Source organism: Amycolatopsis sp. QT-25 (assembly GCF_029369745.1).
Classification (GTDB): domain Bacteria; phylum Actinomycetota; class Actinomycetes; order Mycobacteriales; family Pseudonocardiaceae; genus Amycolatopsis.
The window spans coordinates 6,205,351-6,228,482 of the sequence record NZ_CP120210.1 but is presented as its reverse complement, the minus strand read 5'-3'; the positions used below and the strand labels follow the sequence as shown (position 1 = coordinate 6,228,482).

The following is a 23,132-nucleotide window of genomic DNA, read 5'->3' as shown; positions in this document are numbered from 1 at the left end:
CATGCTCTCCTCGCACCGCGAATGTGGTCCGCGACACGTTAAGGAGAAGCCGGGGAAAGCGGAACCGTCAGCGGTTCGAACGTCTGCCGAGACGACGAACGGTCGACGAACGGTGGCCCGGCCACGACGAAGGGGGCTCGGCTGTGCGATCGTCCAGATGCAGCCGCAGCATGGCGGCCGTCGACCACGCGGGTGGCCTGCCCCGCAAGGAAACCACGAGCATTACGCCGAATGCCAGCGGAACCGACCACGGCGCGGGCTGCGACACCAGGATCGCGGGCAGACCGCTCAGGCCCGGGACGGACAGCGCCACCAGGATCGAGCCCGAAGACGCGACGAGACCGGCGAGGACGCCGCTGATCGCGCCCGCGGCGGTGAGCCGGTCCCACCAGATGCCGAGTACCAGCAACGGGCAGAACGTCGACGCGGCCACGGTGAAACCCCAGGTGACGAGAACACCGGCGTCCAGTCTCGCCGACGGCAGCGCGAGCAGGACCATCACCGCCGCCGCGCCGAGCACCGACCAGCGCAATCGCCGCAGGCCGCCGGGGGCAAGGTCGTGCGCGACCGCGCCGGAGATGACCAGCAGCAACCCGAGCGACGTCGCCAGGAACGCGGCGAACGCGCCAGCCGTCAGCAGCCCGGTGAACAGCGACCCCGCCCAGCCGTCGTCGACCTGTGCCGGCAGCGCGACGACGACGGTGTCCGTCGCGCCGGAGACGTACAGTTCGGGCACCAGCACCCGGCCGAGGACGCCGTAAACCCCTGGGAACAGGTAGAAGACGCCGAGCAGGGCGACGGTGATCGCCGCGGTGCGGCGCGCGGCGCGGCCGTCCGGGCTGGTGTGGAAGCGCATCAGGACATGCGGCAGGCCCATGGTGCCGAGCATGGTGGCGATCAGGATCGCCCACGTGCCGAGCAGCGGATAGCCGTGGTCGCCGAGGTCGAGCAGCGGCCGTTGCCAATCCGGCCCACCCAGCGGGGCCCCGCCCCGGACGGCGGGAACCGGGGTGCCCTCGGCGAAGTGCAGTGTCTGCCCGCTCCTGGCCACCAGTTCCCCCGGCGGCACCACGTGTTTTTCCGGGGTGAGCAGGGTGGTCGGCTCGCGCAAGGTCAGTGTCACGTCGATCTCGAAGGACAGCTCGGTGTCGCGGGCGAAGTGGGTGAATTCCACCGGGTGCACCGAAGCCGACCGTTCCTCCGGGGAGACCTGGGAGACCAGCCAGATCGCGGGGACGAGGAACAGCACCAGCTTCAGCACGAACTGGAAGGCCTGGACGTAGGTCGCCGCGCGCATCCCGCCGAGCGCCAGTGTCGCGCTGACGGCGGCGCCCGCGATGACGACACCGACCCAGTACGGCGTGCCGCCGACGGCGGTCAGCACCAGCCCCGCGGTACGGAATTGCGGGACCAGGTAGAGGGTGCCGATCACGAGGACGACGACCGCGGCGAGGCGGCGCAGGGCGGGGGAGGCGAGCCGGGCTTCGGCGAAGTCCGGGACGGTGAGCGCGCCGGAGCGCCGCATCGGCGCCGCCACGAGGACCAGCATCGCGATGTACCCGGCGGTGAACCCGACCGGGTACCAGAGCGCGCCGATCCCGTCCTTCACCACCAGCCCCGCCACCCCGAGGAACGACGCCGCGGACAGGTATTCGCCGGAGACCGCGGCCGAGTTGACCAACGGGGAGATCCGGCGCGAGGCGACGAGGAAGTCCGACGTCGTGCGCATGGCCGCGACGCCACGCAACCCGATCAGCAGCGTGACCAGCACGACCGGTGCCACCGAAAGCGCCGGGACCACTAGTCGTCCTCGATCTTTTCCGCGCGGCGCAACTGCCACCACGAAAGCAGTGCCATCGCCGGATACGGGAGGATCGCGATCATCAGCCAGGACAGCGGGATACCCAGCGGCCGTACCGCATCCAGTCCGGGGAACACCCCGAACACCAGCGGGAGCCCGAACACCAGCCCGAACATCCCGGCCAGCGCGGGGAGCCCGCGACGGCGCTGGGCCCGGTAGAGCGCGTCCGCGCGTTCCGCGTCGCCCGCGGCCAGCCGGGGGACCCGCCACCGTCCGCGCGAACGGCGCCGCGAACGCGCGAGCCGGGTCTGCGGGCTGGTGACGGCGACCCGTTTGACGCGGCTCACCGACGGCTTCCCCGGCCCAGTTCGCCGCGTTGCGCGGCGGCGAGCAGCCGGTCGCGCAGGTCGCGCGCGTGGCGGCGGCTCACCGGCACGTCACCCGCTTCGGTATGGGCGAGCAATCCGCCGGTGGTATCGCTGCGTAGTTCGAGCACCGCGTCCACGGCGAGCAGGAAACCCCGGTGCACGCGGGTGAAACCCGTTCCCTCCCAATACTCTTCGAGCCGGGAGAGGGGCATGCGCGTGACGTGGACGCCGGATTTCGTGTGCAGCTGGACGTAGTCGCCGTGCGCCTCGACGAACTGGACGTCGTCCCGGCGGACGTATCGCGTGCGCCCGCCCGATTCCACCGGCATCGCGGACATCGCGTCCGGCGCCGGTTTCGGTTCGCCGTCCTGGTCGCCCGCCATCCGGACCACTTTGGCCAGTGCGGCGGACAGTCGTTCCGCGCGGACCGGTTTGAGCAGGTAGTCGACGGCGCCGATGCCGTACGCGGCCACGGCGTGGCCGTCGTGCGCGGTGACGAACACGATCACCGGCGGCCGGTTGAGCCGGGCCAGCAGCGAGGCGAGTTCGAGCCCGTCGAGCCCCGGCATCGAGATATCGAGGAAGACGGCGTCGAAATGGCCGCCCTGCAACAGCTTGAGCGCGTTCAGCGCGTCGCCGGCGGCGACCACTCCGGCGACTTCCGGTGCCTCGCGCAGCAAGCTGCACAATTCGTCGAGGGCGGGCGGGACGTCGTCGACCGCCAGCACCCGCAGCCCGTTCCTCACGGCAGCACCCCCGGCTGGAAGCGGGGCACGCGCACCACGACCCTGGTGCCCGCGCCGGTCTCGGTCTCGACCGTCAGGCCGTACCACGGCCCGTAGACACTACGCAGCCGTCTGTCCACATTGGCCAGTCCCACGCCGCCGTCGTCGCCGCGTCCGGCCAGGATCGCCGCCGCGCGGACGGGGTCCATGCCGACACCGTCGTCCTCGACGCTGAGCACGCAGTCGTTCCCTTCCGCCATTCCCTGGATCTGGATGAGCCCCGCTTCGGCGCGCGGCTCGATCCCGTGCCGGATCGCGTTCTCCACCAACGGTTCCAGCACGAGGTACGGCACCGCGACGGCGAGCACCTCCGGCGCGACGCGCACCTGCACCCGCAGCCGCTCACCGAGCACCGCGCGCTGCAACGCCAGATACGTCTCGACGGCGCGGAACTCCTCGGCGACCATCGTGTACTCGCCGTGCCGGGCCAGGCTGTAGCGGGTGTACTCGGCGAAGTCGAGCATCAGGTCGCGGGCGCGATCCGGATCGGAGCGGACCAGCGAGGAGATCACGGTGAGCGCGTTGTAGACGAAATGCGGCGAGATCTCGGCCCGCAGCGCGCGCAGCTCGGCCTCCGCGGCCTGCTCGGCGGAGGCCTCCAGCCTGCCGCGTTCGAGCGCGTGGACGACGAGCTCGGCGGCCTGGCGGGCGACGGCGCTCCGGCCTTCGGTGACCAGGAGGACACCGGCCAGTTCGTCGTGGACGTGCAGCGGCAGCGCCAGCAGCCCGGGCTCGGACACCTGCGTCTCGGAGTGGAGGACCTCGTCGAGCGCCGAAACCACGACGTCGTCCGCCGCCGGGCGGCCGGACCAGGTCAGCGAGCCAGAAAGGTCGGTCAGCCCGAGGCCGGGGACGCCGAACAAGCGGCGGAGGCCGTGCGTGGCGCGGCGGGCGCGCGGCCCGGCGAGGCCGTCGCTGAGATCGTCGGAGACGCGCTGCGCGGCGGCGAGCACCGGCACCGGATCCGCGCTCGCGGCGGGACGCCAGGGCAGACGCGTGCTCATCGGCCACCTCCCTCCGCGATGTCGAGGACTGGATCCTAACGTCGGCGCGGGGTTTCGGCGGTTACGCTCCGGGCATGATCACTGGGGAGGCCGTGGTGCTCCGGCTGGACGTCGTGTTGCGCCGGCTCGCGTGGGCGGGGTTCGCGGTGTTCGGCGGGGGCGGGGTGGTGGCCGTGGTCGGGTCGCTGTTCTCCCGCTCGGTTCCCGGGGTGGTGTTCAGTCTGCTCGGCGTGGGGTTCGCGGGGCTGATCCTGCTCGCTCTCCGGAGGTCTACCGGTTCTTTGACGATCTCGGCCGAGGGTTTCGCGGTGGACGGCGCCTTCGAGGTGCGCTGGACCGAGGTGCCGCGGCTGCGGGTTCGGCGGGAGAAGCGGCGGGTGGGGCGGTGGATGCACTGGTGGCACTACCGGCTGTCGTGGGTCGGCGCCGGACCGGAGTCGCTTCTGGAGGACGGCGAGTACGCGTACGCGCTGGGACACTTGGGTGGGGGTGCTGCGCTGTATGCGGCTCTCGCGCGCTTCGCTCCCGCTGGGGTGATCGAGCTGTGGGAGTGAGGGGTCGGAACCTCGACCTTCGCCCCTTGCCGAGCACCTGAAGGCCTCCTTCCGTGCGTCTGGCGCACGGAAGGAGGCCTTCAGGTACTTCAGATGGATATAGGGGTGCGGTCAAGTCGGTGGTGAGAGAACACTCACGACTTGCCGCTACCTCAACAGCTTCGCGCGTGGAAGTACTGCGCGTTCGCGTTCGCCTTGGTGATGGAGTGCGGCGAAGCGGGTCACCGGTTATCGCCCCTCTTCTCCGGTGCGGGCGGACGGCAGCGGATGACCGTGACCTCGCCCTCCACAGTGGACTGGCCGGCGTCGTGCGGGACCACGTATGTCTCGCCCTTGCGCAAGGCGAATTCGCCGCCGTGTTCGGTGCGGAGCGTCCCCGAACCGTCCATCACGACCAGCACCGCGAAAGACGGGTCGAGTGACAACGTTGTCGACTTCCCGGAAACAGCGGGACGGAGCCGATCGGCGCAGAAGAACGCGTCACTGCCGTCGGCGAGAAGGTCCACAGTGGACGCGTGATCACCCGCGGTGCGCTTGACGATGGAGCCGAGCCGCTCCTCGTCCCAGCCCGAGGTGTCCAGGGTTTCGATGGCGGTCTCGAACCCGATGCCGAGGTGCGCCTTCTCCGGGTTCGCCAGGAAGTCCCGCCACTCCAGGGTCAGCGAGAAGTCGGTCGGCTGCTGGAGTTCGACGACGAACACGCCTTCGCCGATCGCGTGCGGCAGGCCCGCCGGGATGTGGACCGTGTCGCCGGGCGTGACCGCGACACTGTTCAACGCGCCGAGCATGGCGGGCGCGTCCTGGGTGCGGGCCCATTCGTGCACCGTCGCTTTGTCGACGGTTTCCTTGAAGCCCGGGTAGACACGCGGGTCGTCGCCGTAGGTGCCGACCACGATCCACGCTTCGGTCTTGCCGAAGTGCGAGTCGAAGTGCCGTTTCGCGAACGAATCGGACGGGTGGAAGTGCACCGGCAGGCGCTGGCCGGCGTCGAGCAGTTTCACCAGCAGGCCGGTCGAATCGCCGAGTACCTCGACGTGTTTCGCGCCGAGCCAGGCCGACGGGTTCTCGCGGACGGCGTCGCGCAGCCAGACCCCGCTGGGCAGCTTGGTCAGGCCGTGGGTCTCCTGGCCGAACATCGTGGTGGCCGAGCCGACCCAGTCTTCGGGCCCGAACTTGGACTCCGAGGGGGCGCCCCGCAACGCGGCGATGGCGTCGCCGCCGCGGTAGAACTGCGGCGGCTGGTTCGCCGGCAGGCGGATCGGTTCGAGGTGACCGCTCATGAAGGCGCGACCTCCCCGGAACCACGGGCTACGAGATGCACGGGCAGAACTACCTTTCTCGGTGCGGATTGATCTCCCTGGACCCTGGCGAACAGCAGTTCCGCCGCCGCCCGGCCCAGCGCGCTCACGTCGTGCGCGATCACGGAGACCGGCGGATCCAGCAGATCCGCCAGTTCGAAGTCGTCGAAGCTGATCATCGCGGGACGCCGCTCGGCGTGCGCCAGCGCGCGCAGCAGGTGCACGGCGACCCGGTTGTTGCCCGCGAGCACGGCGGTGGCCGGATTCGGCCCGGTGAGCAGCCGTCGCACGGCGTCGCCGACACTCTCGGCGGTCGGCGTCCGCAGCACGACGAGGGTCTCGTCGTAGGGAATCCCGTTGCGGACGCAGCCCTCCCGGAAGCCGCGCAGCCGTTCGCCCGCGGTGAAGATGTCCGGGCTGTCGGCGAGGAACGCGATCCGGCGGTGCCCGTGTTTCGCCAGGTGGGCGACCGCTTCGACGGTGCCGCCGATGTTGTCGACGAGCACCGTGTCGGCCACGATGTCGCCGGCGGGCCGGTCGAGGAACACCACCGGCGTGCCGGCGCGCATCTCGGGGACCAGATAGCCGTGCTGCATCCCGGCCGGGACCACGAGGATGCCGTCGACCCGGCGGGAGCAGAACTCCAGGACCAGTTCGCGTTCGCGGTCGGAGTTCTCCTCCGACGAACCGGTCAGCACCTGGCGGCCGAACGAGGTCGCGATGCGTTCGACGGCCCGGTTCAGCTCGGAGTAGAAGGGGTTCCCGACGTCTTCGACGATCAGGCCGATCGTCCCGGTCGTCGAGCCGCGCCGCAGGTTCCGCGCGCCGAGGTTGCGCCGGAACCCGAGCTGCTCGATGGCCGCCATGACGCGCTCGGCGGTGTCCGGATGGACGGCGGGTTCGTCGTTCACGACCCGCGAGACTGTCTTGATGCTCACGCCCGCGAGGCGGGCCACGTCACTCATCGTGGCCCGTCGGCCGGTGGTGCGGTGGCCGTTGTCCGGTCCGCTGGGAGACAACGTTGTCATAGTGGCGGGAATTGAACGCCGGTGTCGCGATGATGTCAATGCCCGCTTCGCGCCGGTCCGGTTTTCCGAGGTCGAACCGTTACGAGGCGGATCGGGGGCGGGCCGCTGTCCGGAATCGGACAAGGTTCGCCGGATCTCTTGACCAAATGGTCGGTTCCTGTCGAAGGTGGGCAGGCAGCGACAACGTTGTCAGGAGGCGGTCTTTCCCATGCCTGCACGCACTTCGATCCGCGTCGCCGGGTTGCTCACCGCGCTCACTGTCCCGGCCGGGCTGCTCACGCCCGTCGCGGCGGCGGCACCCGGCGGCGACCCCGTGGACGCGGTCAACACCTTCATCGGCACCAAGGACGACGGCAACACCTTCCCCGGTGCTTCGGCCCCCTTCGGGATGACGCAGGTCAGCCCGATCTCGTCGCATTACGCCGGTTACCGCTACGACGACACCGCGATCCGCGGCTTCGGGCACTTCTTCCTGTCCGGCGCGGGCTGCTGGGAGCAGGGCGGCCTCGTGTCGTCGCTGCCCACCACCGGCGCGGTCGGCCCCGGCGCGGCGTTCGACACGAACGAACCGGGGACCTTCGACCACAAGAAGTACGCCTCGCCGTACACGCACGAGGGCGAGGTCGGGAAACCCGGCTACTACAAGGTGCGGCTCACCGGCTATGGCGGCGTCGACGCGGAGACCACCGCGACCACGCGGACCGGTGTCGAGCGGTACACCTTCGCGAAATCGGGTGACGCGAACGTTTTCGTCAATGTCGGGCAGGCCAACGACAAGGAACCCGCGACGGCGAGCCAGATCCGCGTCGTCGGGGACCGGACGGTCGAGGGAATGGTGGAGTCGCAGGCGTTCTGCGGCGGCAAACCGTACAAGACCTGGTTCACCACGACGTTCGACAAGCCGTTCAAGTCTTTCGGCACCTGGTCGCCGACGGGTGGCGCTCCGGGCTCGAAGGAGTCCGCGGGCGGTGGAGGCCTTCGTGGCGCCTGGCTGACCTTCGGCGGCGGACAGGTCACCGCGACGACGGCGATCTCCCATGTGGACGCTTTCGGCGCCCGGCTCAATCTGGTGGCCGAGAAGGGGCGCTCGTTCGACGTGGTCCGTGACGGTGCCCAGCGCGCCTGGCGCGAAGAACTGTCCTCAGTAGACATCAAGGGTGCGTCGAAGGACGACCGCACGGTGTTCTACACCTCGCTCTACCACGCGCTGTTGCAGCCGCTGACCGGCAACGACGCCGACGGCCGCTACCGCGGCTTCGACGACAGGATCCATCGGGCGCTGGGCTGGACCTACTACGAGTTCTTCTCGTTGTGGGACACCTATCGCACGCAGAACCAGCTGCTCGCCCTCTTGCGGCCGGCGCGGGCGAAGGACGTCGCGAAGTCCGTGCTCGCCATCCACGACCAGGGCGGCTGGCTGCCGCGCTGGGCGTACGCGAACCAGGAGACGAACACGATGACCGGCGATCCGGTCACCCCGTTCCTGGTCGACCTGTGGCGCTTCGGCGCGCTGTCCGGCCAGGAACTCAAGGCGTACCAGGCACTTCTGCGGAACTCGCGGGAGATCCCGCCCGCGTCCTCGCCGTTCCAGGGCCGCTCGGGGAACGCCAGTTACCAGAAGGACGGGTTCGTCCAGTACGACAAGGACTTCCCGAAGAAGGGCCAGGACACCGACCCGAACCACGGCGCTTCGGCCACGCTGGAATACGCGCTCGCGGACTGCTCGCTGTCCATCATGGCCGCCGGTCTCGGCAAGAAGGACGACGCGAAGGCCTTGGCGGACAAGGGGCGAAGCTATCGCACGCTGTGGGACTCGTCGGTGACCGACCGCGGCTTCACCGGCTTCTACCGGCCCAAACTCGAAGGCGGCGAATGGTTCGGCCCGGTGGGCAAGCCGTTCACCCCGCAGAGCCAGGACGGCTTCCACGAGGGCACGTCATGGCAGTACCAGTGGCTGACCCAGCAGGACGTCCCGGGCCTGGTGGAGCGCATGGGCGGCAAGGAGAACGTCGGCAAGCGGCTCGACGACTTCTTCGCCTACGGGGATCTGGTCGAGGATCCCGCGAAGACCGTGCGCGAGGAATGGGTCGTGGGCCCGTACAACTACTACAACCAGTTCCGCTACAACCCGAACAACGAGCCCGACCTCCACTCGCCGTGGATGTACACGCTGACCGGGCAGCCGTGGAAGACCTCGGCCGTGGTGCGCGCCGCGCACACGCTGTTCACCAACGCGCCGAACGGTGTCACCGGCAACGACGACCTCGGGACCATGTCCGCGTGGTACGTCTTCAGCGCGCTGGGCCTGTATCCGGCGGTGCCGGGCACCGGGCAGTTCGTGCTCAACGCGCCGCGGTTCGAGAAGTCCGTGGTGCATCTGGAGAACGGCCGGGACATCACGATCAAGGCCCGTGGCGCCGACCCGGCGAAGCTCCAATACGTCCAAGGAATGGGAGGCGGAGCACAGCGGGCGTATGTCGAGTTGGCACAGTTGACCCGAGGCACCACTTTGGACTTCCGCCTGACGGACGACGCGGCGAAGGCGACCTGGGCGACCGGTCCCGAAGGGGCGCCGAAATCGCCCTGTGCCGAATGATCCGAGTGGTTCAGACCGATTCGTCCGGGGGTCGTGAGGAGCATCACGGCCCCCGGTGTTCCGGTGAGGGCCGTCACGCCTCACACTGGTATTACCACGTCCGACAGCGCTGTTGACGTTCTAGGCGATTCCGCCTTGGACAGTGCTCGTCGGACGTAGTCATGTGCATACCCGTAGTGGTGAGACCCCACAGGAGGAGAAAGTGTCCAGCAAGGCCGCTCTAGTATTCCGCGTGGCCGCGGTAGCCGAAGCCCTCTCCTGGGCCGGGCTGCTGGTCGGGATGTTCCTCAAGTACGCCGTCAAGCTCGGCGAGGGCGGCGTTCCCGTCCTCGGCATGGTGCACGGCGTCGTGTTCGTCCTCTACGTGCTGGTCTCCCTGTCCGTGGCGAAGCCGCTCGGCTGGCGCCCGAAGACCCTGGTCCTCGCGCTGCTCTCCAGCATTCCGCCGCTGTTCACCTGGCTGTTCGAGTCCTGGGCGCTGCGCAACGGCAAGCTCGACGGGCCGCAGCGGTTGTCCCACGGCGGTGTCGGCCTGTTCGCCAAGGCCGCGAAGTCTTCGGAACCCGTCGCCGTCTGATCTTCGGCAAGGACAGAAGGCCTCCTTCGTTGCGCTGGACGCAGTGAAGGAGGCCTTCTGTCACTTGCGGGTCATTCGGTGAAGTCGCCGGTGGCCTTGCGGACCCTGGTGAGCAGGTCGGTCAGCTGCTCGGTCTGCTTGCCGGTGAGCCCGGTCAGCCCGAAGTCGATCTCGGTGACCGCCTTCGTGGCCTCTTCGCGCCGTGCGCGGCCTTCGTCGGTGATCTCGACCAGCGTGGTCCGGCGGTCGGTCGGATGCGGCACGCGCTTGACCAGGCCGTCCTTTTCGAGCCTGTCGACGATGTTGGTGACACTCGTCGGATGCAGCTGGAGCCGCTCGCCCATCACGCGCATCGGCAGATGGGAGGCGCGCGCGAAGGTCAGCAGGACAAGCGCCTCGTACCGGGCGAAGGTCAGCCCGTGCGGTTTGAGCGCGCCATCCACGGCGGACTGGATGATCTGTTGCACGCGCATGATCCCGGTCACCGCGGCCATGGTTTCGGACGGCCCGATACGGGCTTCCCACAGCTGCGCCGCGCGGGCGATCGGGTCGAACGGCAACGGACGGCTCATGGCGGTCGAAGTTACCAGCGGGTACCCATGCCATGCCGCACGACCGGGTGTTATGCGTGGGAAAAGCGTCTGAACGAGGAGCAGAAGATGATCGTGGCCTTCAGTGTCAGCCCGTCCGCGACCGAAGAGGACGGCGGGGTCAGCGAGGCCGTCGCCCGCGCGGTGAAAGTGGTACGCGAGTCCGGCCTGCCGAATTCCACCAACGCGATGTTCACCAATGTGGAGGGCTCCTGGGACGAAGTGATGGACGTCGTCAAACGCGCCGTCGAGGCCGCGGGGGAGGGCTCGTCACGGGTCGGACTGGTGCTCAAGGCCGACATCCGGCCGGGTCACGAAGGCCAGCTGACCGCGAAGGTGGAACGTGTCGAGAAGCACTTGAGCGAGTAGGTCAGGGGAGCGGCGGGGTGAAGGACACCAGCCACAGCCCGCCCTTGACCGCGATGGCCACCGGGTGGTCGAACGCGCTGCCGTCGGCCAGTTTCCCGCTGACGGTCGCCGAAGTCGGCGCGAGATCGTCCGGTGCGAACTTCACCGTGACGTCGTGGGCGCCTCGACCGGCCAGGGCGTCGACATAGGACTTCGCGAAGTCGCCCGCCGACGCGGGCGGGTAGTCGATGAGTTCGGAGAGGGCCTCGGCGTCGTGCTCGTTGAGCGCGGCGGTGAGGCCGTCCCGGAGTTGCCCCGGACTGCCGACACCGGGATCGGGCTGATGGGCGATCAGCACCGTGATGACGCTCACCCAAACGGTGGCGATGGCGATCGCGACGGCCACCGTGGCCGTCCTGCGGGTCGGAATGTCGATCACCCCCTTCGTGGCGAGCCTGCCGGAACGGAACCGTCCTGCCAAGCGGGCAGCCGGGGGCATGCGGTGAAACCCTCGGGGATGCGTGCCAGGATGGAACCGTGACACACCCACGCGGATCAGCATCGAAGACGGCGGCCCTTTCCGCCGCGCTTTCCGGCGCGGTCGACCTTTCCGCGCTCAAGGCGCGTGCCGAAGCGCCGCAGAAACAGCCCCCAGCCCCGCCGCGCCCGGCGGACGGTGCCGCGCCCGGCGCCCCCGCCGCGGGTGGCGCCGTGATCGAGGTCACCGAAGCGACCTTCCAGTCCGAGGTCGTCGAACGATCCATGCGGCAGCTGGTGGTCGTCGACCTGTGGGCCGAATGGTGCGGCCCGTGCAAACAGCTCAGCCCCGTGCTGGAACGCCTCGCCGCCGATTCCGGTGGCGCCTGGGTGCTCGCGAAGGTGGACGTCGACGCGAACCCGCGCATCGCGCAGCTCTTCGGCGCGCAGTCGATCCCGACGGTCATCGCCATCGGTGGCGGCCAGCCGGTCGACGCGTTCTCGGGCGCGCTGCCCGAACCCGAGATCCGCAAATGGCTCGGTTCGCTGCTCGACGCGCTGCGCGACCGGCTCCCCGGCATCAAGGCCGCCGAGGAGAACGGCGGTGGCGTCGAGGTGCCGGAGGACCCGCGGTTCACCGAGGCCGAGGAGGCCTTCGAACGCGGTGACTTCGCGGCGGCTCAGGCGGCCTACGAGCGCATCCTCGACGTCGAGCCGGCGAACGAGGAGGCCAAGACCGCGCTCGCGCAGGTCAAGTTCACCGCCCGCGCCGAGGCCGCGGGTCCCGACGCGATCGCGAAGGCCGACGCGAACCCGGCCGACCTCGAAGCGCAGCTCGCCGCCGCGGACCTCGAAGTCGCGGGGCAGCGGCCCGAGGCGGGCTTCGCGCGGCTGGTCGCCGTCGTGCGGCGTACCGCGGGCGACGAGCGCAACAAGGTGCGGGAGCATCTCGTGGCGCTGTTCGACCTGTTCGACTCGGCGGACGAGCGCGTCATGAAGGCGCGGCGGGATCTGGCGAGCGCTCTGTACTGAGGTTTTTCGTGTACTGGGACGGCACACGTGTCGTCCGCCGGATCACGCGTGTCGTCCCGTCAGTCACGCGAGACGGCCGGCTTGCGTCGTGGGGTTCGGGAGCTTCGAACGCGAGCTGTGTGCGAGGCCGCGCGCTTCCGGGGCAGGCCTGGCGACTTCCGATGCTATGAAAGGTCCTTTCCTGGCAAAATTTGCCAGGAAAGGACCTTTCATAGCACTTCAGGGAGCCGTGACCGGACCGATCAGCCGTACTGGGTCGAGCAGACCGAGGAGCTCTCCAGGTAACCCTTCCGCAGTGCCTCGACCCGCTCGAAACCGTTGTCCACGCGCTTGCCGTTGACGTCGGCGGACACCAGGCTCTCCGGGCTCAGCAGGTCCGAGATGGCCTCGTCGAGGTCACCGGCGGAAAGCCGCAGCGTCGCGCCGGGCACCGAGCTGGCCTTCGCCCACGCGCCGACCAGGCAGGCGGTGCGCAGTCCCGCGTTCGCATTGTCGATCGACGCGCCGACGCCCTTCTGGATGCCCATCGCGTACCGGGACGCGATTTCCGAGAACGCGGCGAAATCGCCCTTGCCCTCGCTGTGCCCGCTTTCCCATTCCGCCTGCTGGTCGACCGGCTGGGCGAGTTCGCGCAGCTTGGTCAGGTCGATGCTGACGGTGTTGTTCGACGGGCAGTACGACGCGGGCGGGGTGCTGGGGCCGCCGGAGCAGCTTCCGTTGCCGTCCTCGGTGATCTCCGGGCCAGGGACACCGGCGCCCTTGAAGGCCTCGTCGAGGCTCTTCTTCAGGATCCCGACGATCTCGGCGTCGAGCTTCGCGTCGCCCTTGCCCTTGTCACCCTTGTCGAACGGGCGCTCGGTGATGCGTGCCTTGATGTTCTCCTCGTTCATCGCCGCGCATTCCTTCGGGCCCTTCTCGAACCCGACCTGGAACGCGTACGTGCGGTCGAACGCCGTGCCGTGCGCGCCCTGTTTGGTCGCGCTGGTGCCTGCCTGGTCACGGATCAGGAACAGCGACGCCATGACCTGGTTGAGGCCTTCGGAGGTGGAGACGCGGTAGAACTTGCTCTTGTCCTCGGCGACCCAGCGGAAGTAACCGCCGGCGAAGCAGTCGGCCTGCTGCTCCTTGACGATCGACGGGGTGTTCTTCTTGATGCTGGCCTTCTCGCCGAGCCGGTACTGCACGGCGTGCCCGAGTTCGTGCGCGAGCACGACGGCGCCCGCCATCTTCCCGAACCGTTCGCGCAGCATGGGCAGCAGCACGCCGCGGTCCCACGCCACCAGGTCACCCGGCGGGCAGTAGAACGCGTTGACGAGCTTCTTGACGCTGCCGCATTCGGTCTCTTCGTCGTCGGTCTTCGCGCTGTAGGACAGCAGCGACTTCAGCGGCTCGTACGGCTGGCCGAAGTCGCGCGGCATGACCTCGGTCCAGTAAGCCTGCGCGTCGGCGATCGCGGCGATGGCGAGCCGGTCGTCCTCGGAGCCGTCCTCGTTGCGGACCTGCAGATCCGGTTTGGGCGCATCGGGTTTCAGGCCGCTCTCGAAATGCGTGACCGGCAGGCCGGCGATGTCCCCGGCGCCCGGCTGGCTGCCTTGCTGACCGGTCGAGCCCCCCTTGCCGTCGCAGGCGCTCAGCCCGAGGGCCAGCACCGTCACGACCGCGATCAGAGCCGGGCGGCGGATGCCCCGCACTCCCCCTTGGATCATGTTCACTCGCTTGTCGTCAGGGCCCCGACCGGGCCGCGTACTCCGGCAAGCAGGGACCCTACCCAGCGCTTATGGCCCGCGTGCAGGTAATCCCCGAAGTGGGTCTTGAGCGAGGCGGGGGCCCTGCCGATATGGTCGCTCCTCATGAAAGCAGTCCGCCGGTTCACCGTCCGCGCGAGCCTGCCGGAGTCGCTTTCCGGCCTCGGTGACCTCGCCACGAATCTGCGCTGGACCTGGCATCCACCCACGCGCGACCTGTTCGCGTCGATGGACGCGGAGCTGTTCGACCGCGTCCGCGATCCGCTGCGGATGCTCACCGCGCTGCCCCCGGCCCGGCTCGACGAACTCGCCGTCGACGACGGCTTCCTGACCCACGCGCGCGAGGCGGTCGCCGATCTGGACCGGTACCTCGCCGAGCCGCGCTGGTACCAGAAGCAGGACGACGCCGACCTTCCCCCGGCCGTCGCGTACTTCTCGATGGAGTTCGGCGTCACCGAGGCACTGCCGAACTACTCCGGCGGCCTCGGCGTGCTCGCCGGTGACCACCTCAAGGCGGCTTCGGACCTCGGCGTGCCGATGATCGGCGTCGGGCTGCTCTACCGCGCGGGGTACTTCCGGCAGGCGCTGTCGCTCGACGGCTGGCAGGTCGAGCACTACCCGGTCATCGATCCCAACGCCTTCCCGCTGGAGCTGCTGACCGACGGCGGCGAGCCGGTGCTGGTCGACGTCGCGATGCCCGCCGGGCGCACGTTGCACGCCCAGATCTGGAAGGCCCGCGTCGGCCGGATCCCGCTGCTGCTGCTGGACACCGACACCGAGGCCAACGACGAGGACCTGCGCGCGGTCACCGACCGGCTGTACGGCGGCGACGCCGACCATCGCATCCGGCAGGAGATCCTGGCCGGGATCGGCGGCTTCCGCGCGGTGCGGCGGTACTGCGAGCTGACCGGGCATCCGCAGCCGAAGGTGTTCCACACCAACGAAGGCCACGCCGGATTCCTCGGACTCGAACGGGCCCGCGAGATCATCCAGGCCGACGGGCTGGCGTTCGACGAGGCGCTGCCCGCCGTCCGCGCCGGCACCGTGTTCACCACGCACACCCCGGTCAGCGCCGGGATCGACCGGTTCCCCGTCGACCTGGTCCAGCGGTACTTCACCGACGGCAGGCTGGTCCCGGCCGTCGATCCGCGCCGTGTCCTCGCACTCGGCGCGGAGGACAACCCCGGCCTGTTCAACATGGCGCATATGGGATTGCGGCTCGCGCAGCGCGCGAACGGCGTCTCGGCACTGCACGGCCGGGTGTCGCGGCGGATGTTCTCCCGGCTGTGGCCCGGATTCGACTTCGACGAGGTGCCCGTCTCCTCGGTCACCAACGGCGTGCACGGGCCGACGTGGGTGGCGCGTGAGCTGAGCGCGCTGCTCGGGCGCGACCACGAGGAGCTGGGTCTCGAAGGCGTCCCTGGCAGGCCGCTACGGGACGGCGTCAGCGACGAGCAGCTGTGGGCGCTGCGGCGTGAGCTGCGCGAGAAGCTGGTCGCCGAGGTGCGGCGCCGGGTGCGGGCCGCGTGGATGCAGCGCGGCGCGTCCGCGCTCGAACTCGGCTGGACCGACACGGTCTTCGACCCGGACGTATTGACCGTCGGCTTCGCGCGCCGCGTGCCGACGTACAAACGGCTGACGCTGATGCTGCGCGACCCGGAGCGCCTGCGCGCGCTGCTGCTGGACGAGCGGCGCCCGATCCAGCTCGTCGTCGCGGGCAAATCGCATCCGGCCGACGAGGGCGGCAAGCAGCTGATCCAGCAGATCGTCCGGTTCGTCGACGATCCCGAGGTCCGGCGCCGGATCGTCTTCCTGCCGGACTACGACATGTCCATGGCGCGCTACCTCTATCGCGGCTGTGACGTCTGGCTGAACACGCCGGTGCGGCAACTGGAGGCGTGTGGGACCTCGGGGATGAAGTCCGCGCTCAACGGCGGCCTCAACCTGTCCATCCGTGACGGCTGGTGGGACGAGTGCTACGACGGCAGCAACGGCTGGGCGATCCCGACCGCGGACGGCGTCACCGATCCGCTGCGCCGCGACGAACTGGAGGCCGCGGCGCTCTACGACCTGCTGGGCCACCAGATCGCGCCGCTGTTCTACGACCGCGACGCGGGCGGTGTGCCCGGCGGCTGGCTGTCGATGGTGTGGCACACGCTGGAAACGCTCGGGCCGCGCGTGCAGGCCTCCCGGATGGTGCGGGAGTACGTCGAATCGGGTTATCTGCCCGCCTCGCGGATGGTCGCGGAGGCCACGGGCGACGGCTATCGCGGCGCGTTGTCGCTGGCCGACTACCGGACCAAACTCGACGTCGCCTGGCCGCGCGTGCGGATCTTCGACACCGAGCTGCTCGTCGAGGACGCCGCGCCGATGGTCACCGGCACCGAGGTCACCATCCGGGCCCGGATCGACCTCGCCGGCCTCGAACCGTCCGAAGTGGACGTTCAGGCCGTCGTCGGGAAGGTGGGTGACGGGGACGAACTGGGCGACCCGGTGACCGTTCCGATGTCGGGCGACGGGATCGGCGCCTTCGCGGCGCGGCTGAAACTGCCGCATCCGGGCTCGATCGGCTATACCGTTCGCGTGCTGCCGAAACACCGTCTGCTGGCCACGCCGGCGGAATTGGCCCGGGTCGTCCACGCGTAAAATCTCGTCAAGCCGGTACCGAACAAAAGAAACCGCCGATTCTCGATTTCCACCGAACACTACGGAACGGCCCGGTGAAATAGACTTCGCCGGGCCGATCCCGAATGGCGGAGGAATGGTGGCTTCGGCTAAGGAAACGAGAACGTCGCGCAGGGCCAAGGACCGGCTGCACCATGTCCACGCCCGCGCCGGGATCCGGCAGGACGGGCTCGGCCGTGCGCTGGGCCCGGAATTGCGGGAGATCTGGGGCATCGCCGAGGACGCCGAGCCCGGCAGGGTGCGCGAGATCGTCCTTCTGCGGCTGAACCGCGTTCTCGAGCGGTTCGCCGATCCGCTCATGCCCGAAATCGTCTGGACCGCCTACAACCTCGGCGTCGATCCGGTGGACGGCGGGGCGGGCATGGTCGGCCGGATCAGGACCATGGTCGACCGCGGCCGGGTCGCGGTCTCCGAGCGGACCTGCACCCGCCGGTTCTACGATTTCCTGGGGAGCGTCAAGAACAGCCTGGACGGTTTCCAGGAAGACCTCACCGGTGAAGACTTCCGGCTCGCCTCACGGTGGATCGCGGGGAACGTCCGCCCGGACCGGGAGCGGCCCGACGGCGGCCCGCGCGACCCCGTCCCCTCGGTCCTGCGGATGTTCCTCGACGGGACGGTGTGCGGCCCGGCGGACGAGGTGGGCGCCCCGGTCCCGGCCCGCCTCGGCGCGCACGGCGACTGGTTCTGCGTCTTCACCGACGAGCGTCTGCTGGCCGAGTACCGCGCGGTCACCGGCGCGGGCTGGTCCCGGATCCGGCACCGGACGGGCCGCGACGTCGTGCTCGCGGCCGCCGGCCGTGACGTGGCGACCGGAGTGCTGGTCAACCCCCGGCCGACACGATCCGCCGGGATCCACGCCGCGCTCCCGCTTTGGCCGGACTCGATCGCCCGGCTCGCGGTCCGCCGATAGCGCGTCAGGGGACGGCCGGCGTGCCGCCTTCGCGGATCGGGAGACCCGCCGAGCGCCAGGCACGGAACCCGCCTTCGAGGTCGGTGGCACCCGGCAGGCCGAGCCGCCGCAGGTCGGCGGCGGCCAGGCTCGACGAGTACCCCTCGTTGCACACGACGATCACCGTCGAGTCCGGTTTCACCTGCGGCAGCCGCCACTCGCTGTCCGGCGCGAGCCGCCACTCGAGGTGGATGCGTTCGACGATCACCGAGTCCGGGATCTCACCCTCTTCCACCCGGTTGACGTGCGGGCGGATGTCCACGATCAGGGCACCGTCCCGTTGCAGCCGCAGTGCCTGCTCCGGTTCCGCCCGGTCCAGTCCGGACCGGGCGGCCGCCAGCAGGGCGTCGATCGCGCTCATGCCTGCTCCTCGTAGTGGGTCGCTTTACGTTGCATGAGCAGGCGCACCGTGTTGACCGATGCGCTCGCACGCTCACTCATCGGCCCAGTATTGGGGTGAGCGAGGGGATTTCGGCGGGGACCTCGGCGAGCGAGCCGTATTCGCGGGTCGCGACCAGCGGCGGCGAGTAGGCGTGGACGCTGGCGGCGGGCTCGGAGCCGATGCCGGTCACCTGGTGGGCGCGCCCCGCGCCGAAGCCGATGCCCTCGCCCGCCACGTGGGTGCGGCGCCGGATCGGGCCGCCGGGATAGCGGTACTCCTCGCCCAGCTCGCCCTGCAGCACGGTGAACGAGCCGGACGCGCCGCCGTGGTCGTGCGGTTCGGTCCGCTGGCCGGGCAGCCACGACAACAGCCACAGTTCGACGCCGTCGGTCAGCGCGAGCCGCGCCCACCAGCGGTGGGCGGCGTCGAACCGCAGCAGGCCGCGCAGGCCCGAGGTCAGTTCGGTGGTGACCGTGGAGGTCAGCTCGGCCAGTTCACGGGGTGTCCAGAGCAGCCGCTCCGGGTGCAGCAGTTCCGGGAGCAGCGGGTCGATCAGCCGCGGGTGGATCTCGAAGTCCTGGTCGGCAGTGAGGGACGTGGTCACGGTGAAGCTCCTCGTGGGGTTCGCGGGCGCGGAAGCTAGGGCCGAACGCGGCGCGACACGGGAAGAACGGGAACTCAGCCGTGTCGCGCGGCGGTACACCCGCACGAGGCGACGAGGAGCAGGTCGATGGCCCGGCGGCGCCAGAAAGAGCCCCCGATGACGGGGAAGGCGGCGGACACGGACCTGATCACGCCGCCGATGGTGCCACAGTGCCCTCCCGCCGGTCGCTCCGTCCCACTTCCTGGACCAGCCGCTTTCCCCCGACCGGCGGCCCGGTGCACACGCGCGCGCGTGTGCGGACACAATGGGCAGGTGAGCGAGCCGATCCAGCCCAGCGAACTTGACGACCTCGTGGTGAGGATGACCGGTGTCGGGGTCCGCCGAACAGGCAACGACCTCCTCGCCGACCTCGACTGGACCGTGGAACTGGACGAACGCTGGGTGGTGCTCGGCCCGAACGGCGCGGGCAAGACCACCCTGCTCCGGCTGGCCGCGGCCGAACTCCACCCGACCTCGGGAACGGTCGACCTGCTCGGCGACCGCATCGGCAAGGTCAACATCTTCGAGCTGCGCCCGCGGATCGGGTTCACCTCGGCCGCGATCGCCCAGCGTGTACCGGGCGAGGAGCGCGTCGTCGACGTCGTGGTGAGCGCCGGTTACGCCGTCGTCGGCCGCTGGCGTGAGGAATACGACAGCCTCGACACCGACCGCGCCTTGGCGCTCTTGGGCGCGCTCGGCATCGCGCACCTGGCCGATCGCACCTTCGGGACGCTGTCGGAGGGCGAGCGCAAGCGGACGCTGATCGCCCGATCGCTGATGACCGACCCGGAGATGCTGCTGCTCGACGAGCCCGCCGCCGGACTCGACCTCGGTGGCCGTGAGGACCTCGTCGCGCGCCTTTCGGAGCTGGCCCTCGACCCCGAGGCCCCGGCCATGGTGCTCGTCACCCATCACGTGGAAGAAATCCCGCCGGGATTCACCCACGCGCTGCTGCTGCGCGACGGCCGCGCGGTCGCCTCCGGCCTGGTGGACGACGTCGTGACCAGCGACAACCTGTCCAAGACGTTCGATCAGGACCTGCTGCTCGAACGGTCCGGTGATCGCTACTTCGCCCGTCGCCGCTGACGGGTCGTACTGACCGGTAGCCTGCAATCTGTCTCGGACGGTTAAGGAGGACGGCGTGGGAGAGTTCGTAAGTCTCGAGGTCGAAGGCGGGGTCGGCACGATCCGGCTGGACCGCCCGCCGGTCAACGCGCTGAACGACCAGGTGCAGGCCGAGCTGGCCGAAGCGGCCCGTGAGGCCTCCGAGCGCGACGACGTGCGCGCCGTGATCCTTTACGGCGGCGAGAAGACCTTCGCGGGTGGCGCGGACATCAAGGAGATGGCCGAGCGCACCTACCCGGAGATCGCGAAGTTCGGCGCGGCGCTGACGGCGTCGCTGGCCACCATCGCGAACATCCCGAAGCCGGTCGTCGCGGCCATCACCGGCTACGCGCTGGGCGGCGGGCTCGAACTCGCGCTGACCGCCGACCGCCGGATCGCCGGCGACAACGTCAAGGTCGGTCAGCCGGAGATCCAGCTCGGCGTCATCCCCGGCGCCGGCGGCACGCAGCGCCTGGCGCGGCTCATCGGCCCGAGCAAGACCAAGGACCTCGTGTTCACCGGCCGCTTCGTGAAGGCCGAGGAGGCACTCGCGCTGGGGATCCTCGACGAGGTCGTCGCCCCGGACGACGTCTACGCCGCCGCGCACAAGTGGGCCTCGCAATTCGCGAACGGCCCCGCTGTGGCGCTGCGCGCCGCGAAGGCCGCGATCGACGGCGGTCTCGACACCGACCTCGCGAGCGGTCTGAAGCTCGAATCCCACCTCTTCGCCGCGCTCTGGGCGACCGAGGACCAGCGCAACGGCATGAAGTCGTTCATCGAGAACGGCCCCGGCAAGGCCACCTTCGAGGGGAAGTAAGCGCGATGACGCAGGTGAACGATCCGGCGCCGAACCCGCACGCCACCGCCGAAGAGGTCAAGGCCGCCTACGACGACCCCAAGCTCGCCAACGTGCTCTACCACGACTGGGAAGCCGGCACCTACGACGAGAAGTGGTCCATCTCCTACGACGAGCGCTGCATCTCCTACGCGACGGACGTGTTCAACGCCGTCGCCGGTGAGGACGGCCAGCCGTATCCGACCGCGATGGAACTGGGCAGCGGCACCGGTTTCTTCCTGCTGAACCTGATGCAGGGCGGGGTGATCAAGAAGGGTTCGGTCACCGACCTGTCGCCGGGCATGGTCCAGGTCGCGCTGCGCAACGCCGAGAACCTCGGCCTCGACGTCGACGGCAGGGTCGCCGACGCGGAGCGGATCCCTTACGAGGACGACAGTTTCGACCTCGTCGTCGGGCACGCCGTGCTGCACCACATCCCGGACGTCCGCGCCGCGTTCGCCGAGGTGCTGCGGGTGCTGAAGCCGGGCGGCCGGTTCGTCTTCGCGGGCGAACCGACGAAGGTCGGCGACTTCTACGCGCGCAAGCTCGGCCAGCTCACGTGGTACCTCACCACCAACCTGACCAAGCTCCCGGCGCTGAACGGCTGGCGCCGTCCACAGGAGGAACTCGACGAGTCCTCCCGCGCGGCCGCGCTGGAGGCCGTGGTCGACATCCACACCTTCGACCCGTCCGAACTCGAGTCGATGGCCCGCGGCGCGGGCGCGCAGGACGTCCGCGCGGTCACCGAGGAGTTCGCCGCCGCGCTCGCGGGCTGGCCGATCCGGACCTTCGAAGCCGCCGTGCCCCAGGAGAAGCTGACCCTGCGCTGGCGTCTGTTCGCGTACCGGCTCTGGTTGCGGCTGTCCGCTCTGGACAAGAAGCTGTTCGCCAAGGTGCTGCCGCGCGAGCTGTTCTACAACGTGATGATCACCGGCACCAAGCGTTCGTAGGTGCCGTATCGATTCACGCTCGACGACGTCGCCTTCCTGCGCTCCGATGCGGGAAGCGCGGCGCTCGCCGAATGTTCGTCCCTGCCGCTGACCGGCAAGACCCGCATCACCGACGTCGCCGCCGTGCGCCGGATCGCCCCGGACCACGCGGCCGCGGTACTGGAAACGGTGGTACTGCGGCGGAAATCGTCGGCCAAACTGGACTCCGCGGATTCGTGGCTGTTCACCGGCGACGCGCTCCAGCAGGCCAGCGCCACACTGGTCGCCCGGCACCGGGCTTCGCGGTTGGCCGGTCGTGATGTCCACGACGTGACGTGTTCCGTCGGCGCGGACCTGATCGAGATCGCCCGCGCCGCCTCCCGGGCGCTCGGCTCGGATCTGGACGAGGTCCGGCTGGCGATGGCGCGGCACAACGCTTTCGAGGCCGGGGTTTCGCCCGATTTGGTGCGTGCCGACGCGCTGCGGCCGGTCAGCCGTGCTTCGGTCGTCGTCGCCGACCCCGCCCGCCGCGACTCCGCCGGGCGCCGGGCGTGGAAGCCGGCCGATTTCCTTCCGCCGCTGGACGGATTGGTCGAGTCGTACGCCGGCCGCGAGCTTGCGGTGAAATGCGCGCCGGGGCTCGATTTCTCCATCGCGCCGTGGGCGGACGAGGTCGAACTGGTCTCGTTGGACGGTCAGGTGCGTGAGGCGTGCCTGTGGCGCGGCGTGGGCTCGACGGTGTCGCGCCGGGCGACGGTGTTGCGGTCGGACGGTACACAATGGACGGTCACCGACGCCGATCCCGACGACATTCCCGTGCGTGAACCGGGTGCATGGATCGTCGACCCCGACGGCGCCGTCGTCCGGGCCGGACTCGTGCGGCATTACGCGGCACGGCACGGCCTGTGGCAACTCGACGAACGCATCGCGTACCTGACCGGCGACGTCCCGCCGCCGGGAATCCGGGCGTTCCGGGTGGTCGAGCACGGGCCGTACAGCGAGAAGAATCTGCGCGTCTCGCTGAAAAAACACGACATCGGTCGCTTGGAGATCCTCGTCCGTGGTCTCGACATCGACCCGGACGCGTTGCGGCGCAAGCTGAAACCTCGCGGCGGAGAAGAAGCGACCTTGGTGCTGACCAGAATCGGTCGTTCTGGAGTAGCGTTCCTTTGCCGCGCACAGCTGACGTGAGAAGCATTCCCTGAGCCGGTTCACCGGTCTATGGAACTGGTGGTTCCGAGTCCGCCGGCAGCGCCAAGCTGCCTCGTCCGGCAGCCGGACCGGGGCGTGAAGAAGCCCACCGTCGTTCAAGAACCTCGAACGAGGGTTACCCTGCGTCATCGAGGGTGTTTCCCGGCCGATCCACCGAATCCGGGGTACTCCTGCCCGGAGGGAATATCCG

Annotated in this window: 22 protein-coding genes; 11 read left to right on the top strand and 11 right to left on the bottom strand. The window is 69.7% G+C overall.

Annotation, left to right across the window (positions count from 1 at the left end; translation table 11 throughout):
- Positions 1-67 precede the first annotated feature (67 nt).
- Genes P3102_RS28980 through P3102_RS28965 form a run of 4 tightly spaced genes read right to left on the bottom strand, consistent with a single transcriptional unit; the run spans position 68 to position 3,958 of the window.
- Positions 68-1,801, bottom strand: coding sequence for a cation acetate symporter (locus P3102_RS28980; protein WP_276363381.1), 1,734 nt, complete (start codon positions 1,799-1,801; stop codon positions 68-70).
- Positions 1,801-2,148 (bottom strand): hypothetical protein, encoded by a 348-nt coding sequence (locus P3102_RS28975; RefSeq protein WP_276363379.1) that lies wholly within the window; start codon positions 2,146-2,148, stop codon positions 1,801-1,803. The genes P3102_RS28980 and P3102_RS28975 overlap by 1 nt, the downstream gene beginning before the upstream one ends.
- Positions 2,145-2,915, bottom strand: a complete 771-nt coding sequence (locus P3102_RS28970; RefSeq protein ID WP_276363377.1) for a LytTR family DNA-binding domain-containing protein — start codon at positions 2,913-2,915, stop codon at positions 2,145-2,147. The genes P3102_RS28975 and P3102_RS28970 overlap by 4 nt, the downstream gene beginning before the upstream one ends.
- Positions 2,912-3,958: a histidine kinase gene (locus P3102_RS28965; RefSeq protein WP_276363376.1), complete on the bottom strand. Its 1,047-nt coding sequence runs from the start codon at positions 3,956-3,958 to the stop codon at positions 2,912-2,914. The genes P3102_RS28970 and P3102_RS28965 overlap by 4 nt, the downstream gene beginning before the upstream one ends.
- A gap of 74 nt (positions 3,959-4,032) precedes the next feature.
- On the opposite strand from P3102_RS28965, the gene P3102_RS28960 reads away from it, so the two are divergent.
- Positions 4,033-4,512 (top strand): hypothetical protein, encoded by a 480-nt coding sequence (locus P3102_RS28960; protein ID WP_276363374.1) that lies wholly within the window; start codon positions 4,033-4,035, stop codon positions 4,510-4,512.
- A gap of 221 nt (positions 4,513-4,733) precedes the next feature.
- Here P3102_RS28960 and P3102_RS28955 read toward each other — a convergent pair whose 3' ends face one another.
- Both P3102_RS28955 and P3102_RS28950 read right to left on the bottom strand, forming a co-directional pair.
- Complete coding sequence (locus P3102_RS28955) at positions 4,734-5,792, bottom strand: class I mannose-6-phosphate isomerase (protein ID WP_276363372.1); 1,059 nt, start codon at positions 5,790-5,792, stop codon at positions 4,734-4,736.
- The gene (locus P3102_RS28950) at positions 5,789-6,775 is read right to left on the bottom strand and encodes a LacI family DNA-binding transcriptional regulator (RefSeq protein ID WP_276363370.1); all 987 of its coding nucleotides are present in this window, start codon (positions 6,773-6,775) and stop codon (positions 5,789-5,791) included. The genes P3102_RS28955 and P3102_RS28950 overlap by 4 nt, the downstream gene beginning before the upstream one ends.
- Positions 6,776-7,046: 271 nt before the next feature.
- On the opposite strand from P3102_RS28950, the gene P3102_RS28945 reads away from it, so the two are divergent.
- Together P3102_RS28945 and P3102_RS28940 are read left to right on the top strand one after the other, a co-directional pair.
- Positions 7,047-9,434, top strand: a complete 2,388-nt coding sequence (locus tag P3102_RS28945) for a GH92 family glycosyl hydrolase (protein ID WP_276363368.1) — start codon at positions 7,047-7,049, stop codon at positions 9,432-9,434.
- 202 nt (positions 9,435-9,636) lie between these two features.
- Positions 9,637-10,011, top strand: coding sequence for a DUF3817 domain-containing protein (locus P3102_RS28940; protein WP_276363367.1), 375 nt, complete (start codon positions 9,637-9,639; stop codon positions 10,009-10,011).
- Between the two features lie 71 nt (positions 10,012-10,082).
- On the opposite strand, the gene P3102_RS28935 is transcribed toward P3102_RS28940, so the two are convergent.
- Positions 10,083-10,583 carry a MarR family transcriptional regulator gene (locus tag P3102_RS28935; RefSeq protein WP_276363365.1) on the bottom strand — a complete coding sequence of 167 codons (501 nt, stop codon included), beginning with the start codon at positions 10,581-10,583 and terminating at the stop codon, positions 10,083-10,085.
- Between the two features lie 87 nt (positions 10,584-10,670).
- Here P3102_RS28935 and P3102_RS28930 point away from each other — a divergent pair, with 87 nt between their 5' ends.
- A complete protein-coding gene (locus P3102_RS28930) occupies positions 10,671-10,970 on the top strand; it encodes a thiamine-binding protein (RefSeq protein WP_276363364.1) in 300 nt (99 codons plus the stop codon).
- Between the two features lies 1 nt (position 10,971).
- Here the strand turns inward: P3102_RS28930 and P3102_RS28925 are convergent, their stop codons facing one another.
- Positions 10,972-11,448: a hypothetical protein gene (locus tag P3102_RS28925; protein WP_276363362.1), complete on the bottom strand. Its 477-nt coding sequence runs from the start codon at positions 11,446-11,448 to the stop codon at positions 10,972-10,974.
- A gap of 38 nt (positions 11,449-11,486) precedes the next feature.
- Between P3102_RS28925 and P3102_RS28920 the strand changes: the two genes are divergently transcribed.
- Positions 11,487-12,458, top strand: a complete 972-nt coding sequence (locus tag P3102_RS28920; RefSeq protein WP_276363361.1) for a tetratricopeptide repeat protein — start codon at positions 11,487-11,489, stop codon at positions 12,456-12,458.
- 242 nt (positions 12,459-12,700) lie between these two features.
- Here the strand turns inward: P3102_RS28920 and P3102_RS28915 are convergent, their stop codons facing one another.
- On the bottom strand, positions 12,701-14,170 hold the full coding sequence (locus P3102_RS28915) for a neutral zinc metallopeptidase (RefSeq protein ID WP_276363360.1): 1,470 nt from the start codon (positions 14,168-14,170) through the stop codon (positions 12,701-12,703).
- Positions 14,171-14,308: 138 nt separating this feature from the next.
- Between P3102_RS28915 and glgP the strand changes: the two genes are divergently transcribed.
- Complete coding sequence (gene glgP / locus P3102_RS28910; RefSeq protein ID WP_276363358.1) at positions 14,309-16,849, top strand: alpha-glucan family phosphorylase; 2,541 nt, start codon at positions 14,309-14,311, stop codon at positions 16,847-16,849.
- Between the two features lie 115 nt (positions 16,850-16,964).
- Positions 16,965-17,798 (top strand): hypothetical protein, encoded by an 834-nt coding sequence (locus P3102_RS28905; RefSeq protein WP_276363356.1) that lies wholly within the window; start codon positions 16,965-16,967, stop codon positions 17,796-17,798.
- A 4-nt stretch (positions 17,799-17,802) separates the two neighbouring features.
- On the opposite strand, the gene P3102_RS28900 is transcribed toward P3102_RS28905, so the two are convergent.
- On the bottom strand, positions 17,803-18,198 hold the full coding sequence (locus P3102_RS28900; RefSeq protein ID WP_276363355.1) for a rhodanese-like domain-containing protein: 396 nt from the start codon (positions 18,196-18,198) through the stop codon (positions 17,803-17,805).
- A gap of 76 nt (positions 18,199-18,274) precedes the next feature.
- Positions 18,275-18,823: a cysteine dioxygenase family protein gene (locus P3102_RS28895; RefSeq protein WP_276363353.1), complete on the bottom strand. Its 549-nt coding sequence runs from the start codon at positions 18,821-18,823 to the stop codon at positions 18,275-18,277.
- A gap of 312 nt (positions 18,824-19,135) precedes the next feature.
- Here P3102_RS28895 and P3102_RS28890 point away from each other — a divergent pair, with 312 nt between their 5' ends.
- Genes P3102_RS28890 through P3102_RS28875 form a run of 4 tightly spaced genes read left to right on the top strand, consistent with a single transcriptional unit; the run spans position 19,136 to position 22,921 of the window.
- Positions 19,136-19,948, top strand: a complete 813-nt coding sequence (locus P3102_RS28890) for an ABC transporter ATP-binding protein (RefSeq protein ID WP_276363351.1) — start codon at positions 19,136-19,138, stop codon at positions 19,946-19,948.
- Positions 19,949-20,003: 55 nt separating this feature from the next.
- A complete protein-coding gene (locus P3102_RS28885) occupies positions 20,004-20,783 on the top strand; it encodes an enoyl-CoA hydratase-related protein (protein ID WP_276363349.1) in 780 nt (259 codons plus the stop codon).
- A 5-nt stretch (positions 20,784-20,788) separates the two neighbouring features.
- Positions 20,789-21,751 carry a class I SAM-dependent methyltransferase gene (locus P3102_RS28880; protein ID WP_276363348.1) on the top strand — a complete coding sequence of 321 codons (963 nt, stop codon included), beginning with the start codon at positions 20,789-20,791 and terminating at the stop codon, positions 21,749-21,751.
- A complete protein-coding gene (locus P3102_RS28875) occupies positions 21,752-22,921 on the top strand; it encodes a class I SAM-dependent methyltransferase (protein WP_276363346.1) in 1,170 nt (389 codons plus the stop codon).
- Positions 22,922-23,132: the final 211 nt, after the last annotated feature.

Bases quoted from the DNA above. Each gene is read 5' to 3' on its own strand.
- P3102_RS28965 (WP_276363376.1), bottom strand. From the start codon at position 3,958: ATGAGCACGCGTCTGCCCTGGCGTCCCGCCGCGAGCGCGGATCCGGTG.
- P3102_RS28960 (WP_276363374.1), top strand. From the start codon at position 4,033: ATGATCACTGGGGAGGCCGTGGTGCTCCGGCTGGACGTCGTGTTGCGC.
- P3102_RS28955 (WP_276363372.1), bottom strand. From the start codon at position 5,792: ATGAGCGGTCACCTCGAACCGATCCGCCTGCCGGCGAACCAGCCGCCG.
- P3102_RS28950 (WP_276363370.1), bottom strand. From the start codon at position 6,775: ATGAGTGACGTGGCCCGCCTCGCGGGCGTGAGCATCAAGACAGTCTCG.
- P3102_RS28945 (WP_276363368.1), top strand. From the start codon at position 7,047: ATGCCTGCACGCACTTCGATCCGCGTCGCCGGGTTGCTCACCGCGCTC.
- P3102_RS28935 (WP_276363365.1), bottom strand. From the start codon at position 10,583: ATGAGCCGTCCGTTGCCGTTCGACCCGATCGCCCGCGCGGCGCAGCTG.
- P3102_RS28930 (WP_276363364.1), top strand. From the start codon at position 10,671: ATGATCGTGGCCTTCAGTGTCAGCCCGTCCGCGACCGAAGAGGACGGC.
- P3102_RS28925 (WP_276363362.1), bottom strand. From the start codon at position 11,448: ATGCCCCCGGCTGCCCGCTTGGCAGGACGGTTCCGTTCCGGCAGGCTC.
- glgP (WP_276363358.1), top strand. From the start codon at position 14,309: ATGAAAGCAGTCCGCCGGTTCACCGTCCGCGCGAGCCTGCCGGAGTCG.
- P3102_RS28905 (WP_276363356.1), top strand. From the start codon at position 16,965: ATGGTGGCTTCGGCTAAGGAAACGAGAACGTCGCGCAGGGCCAAGGAC.
- P3102_RS28900 (WP_276363355.1), bottom strand. From the start codon at position 18,198: ATGAGCGCGATCGACGCCCTGCTGGCGGCCGCCCGGTCCGGACTGGAC.
- P3102_RS28880 (WP_276363348.1), top strand. From the start codon at position 20,789: ATGACGCAGGTGAACGATCCGGCGCCGAACCCGCACGCCACCGCCGAA.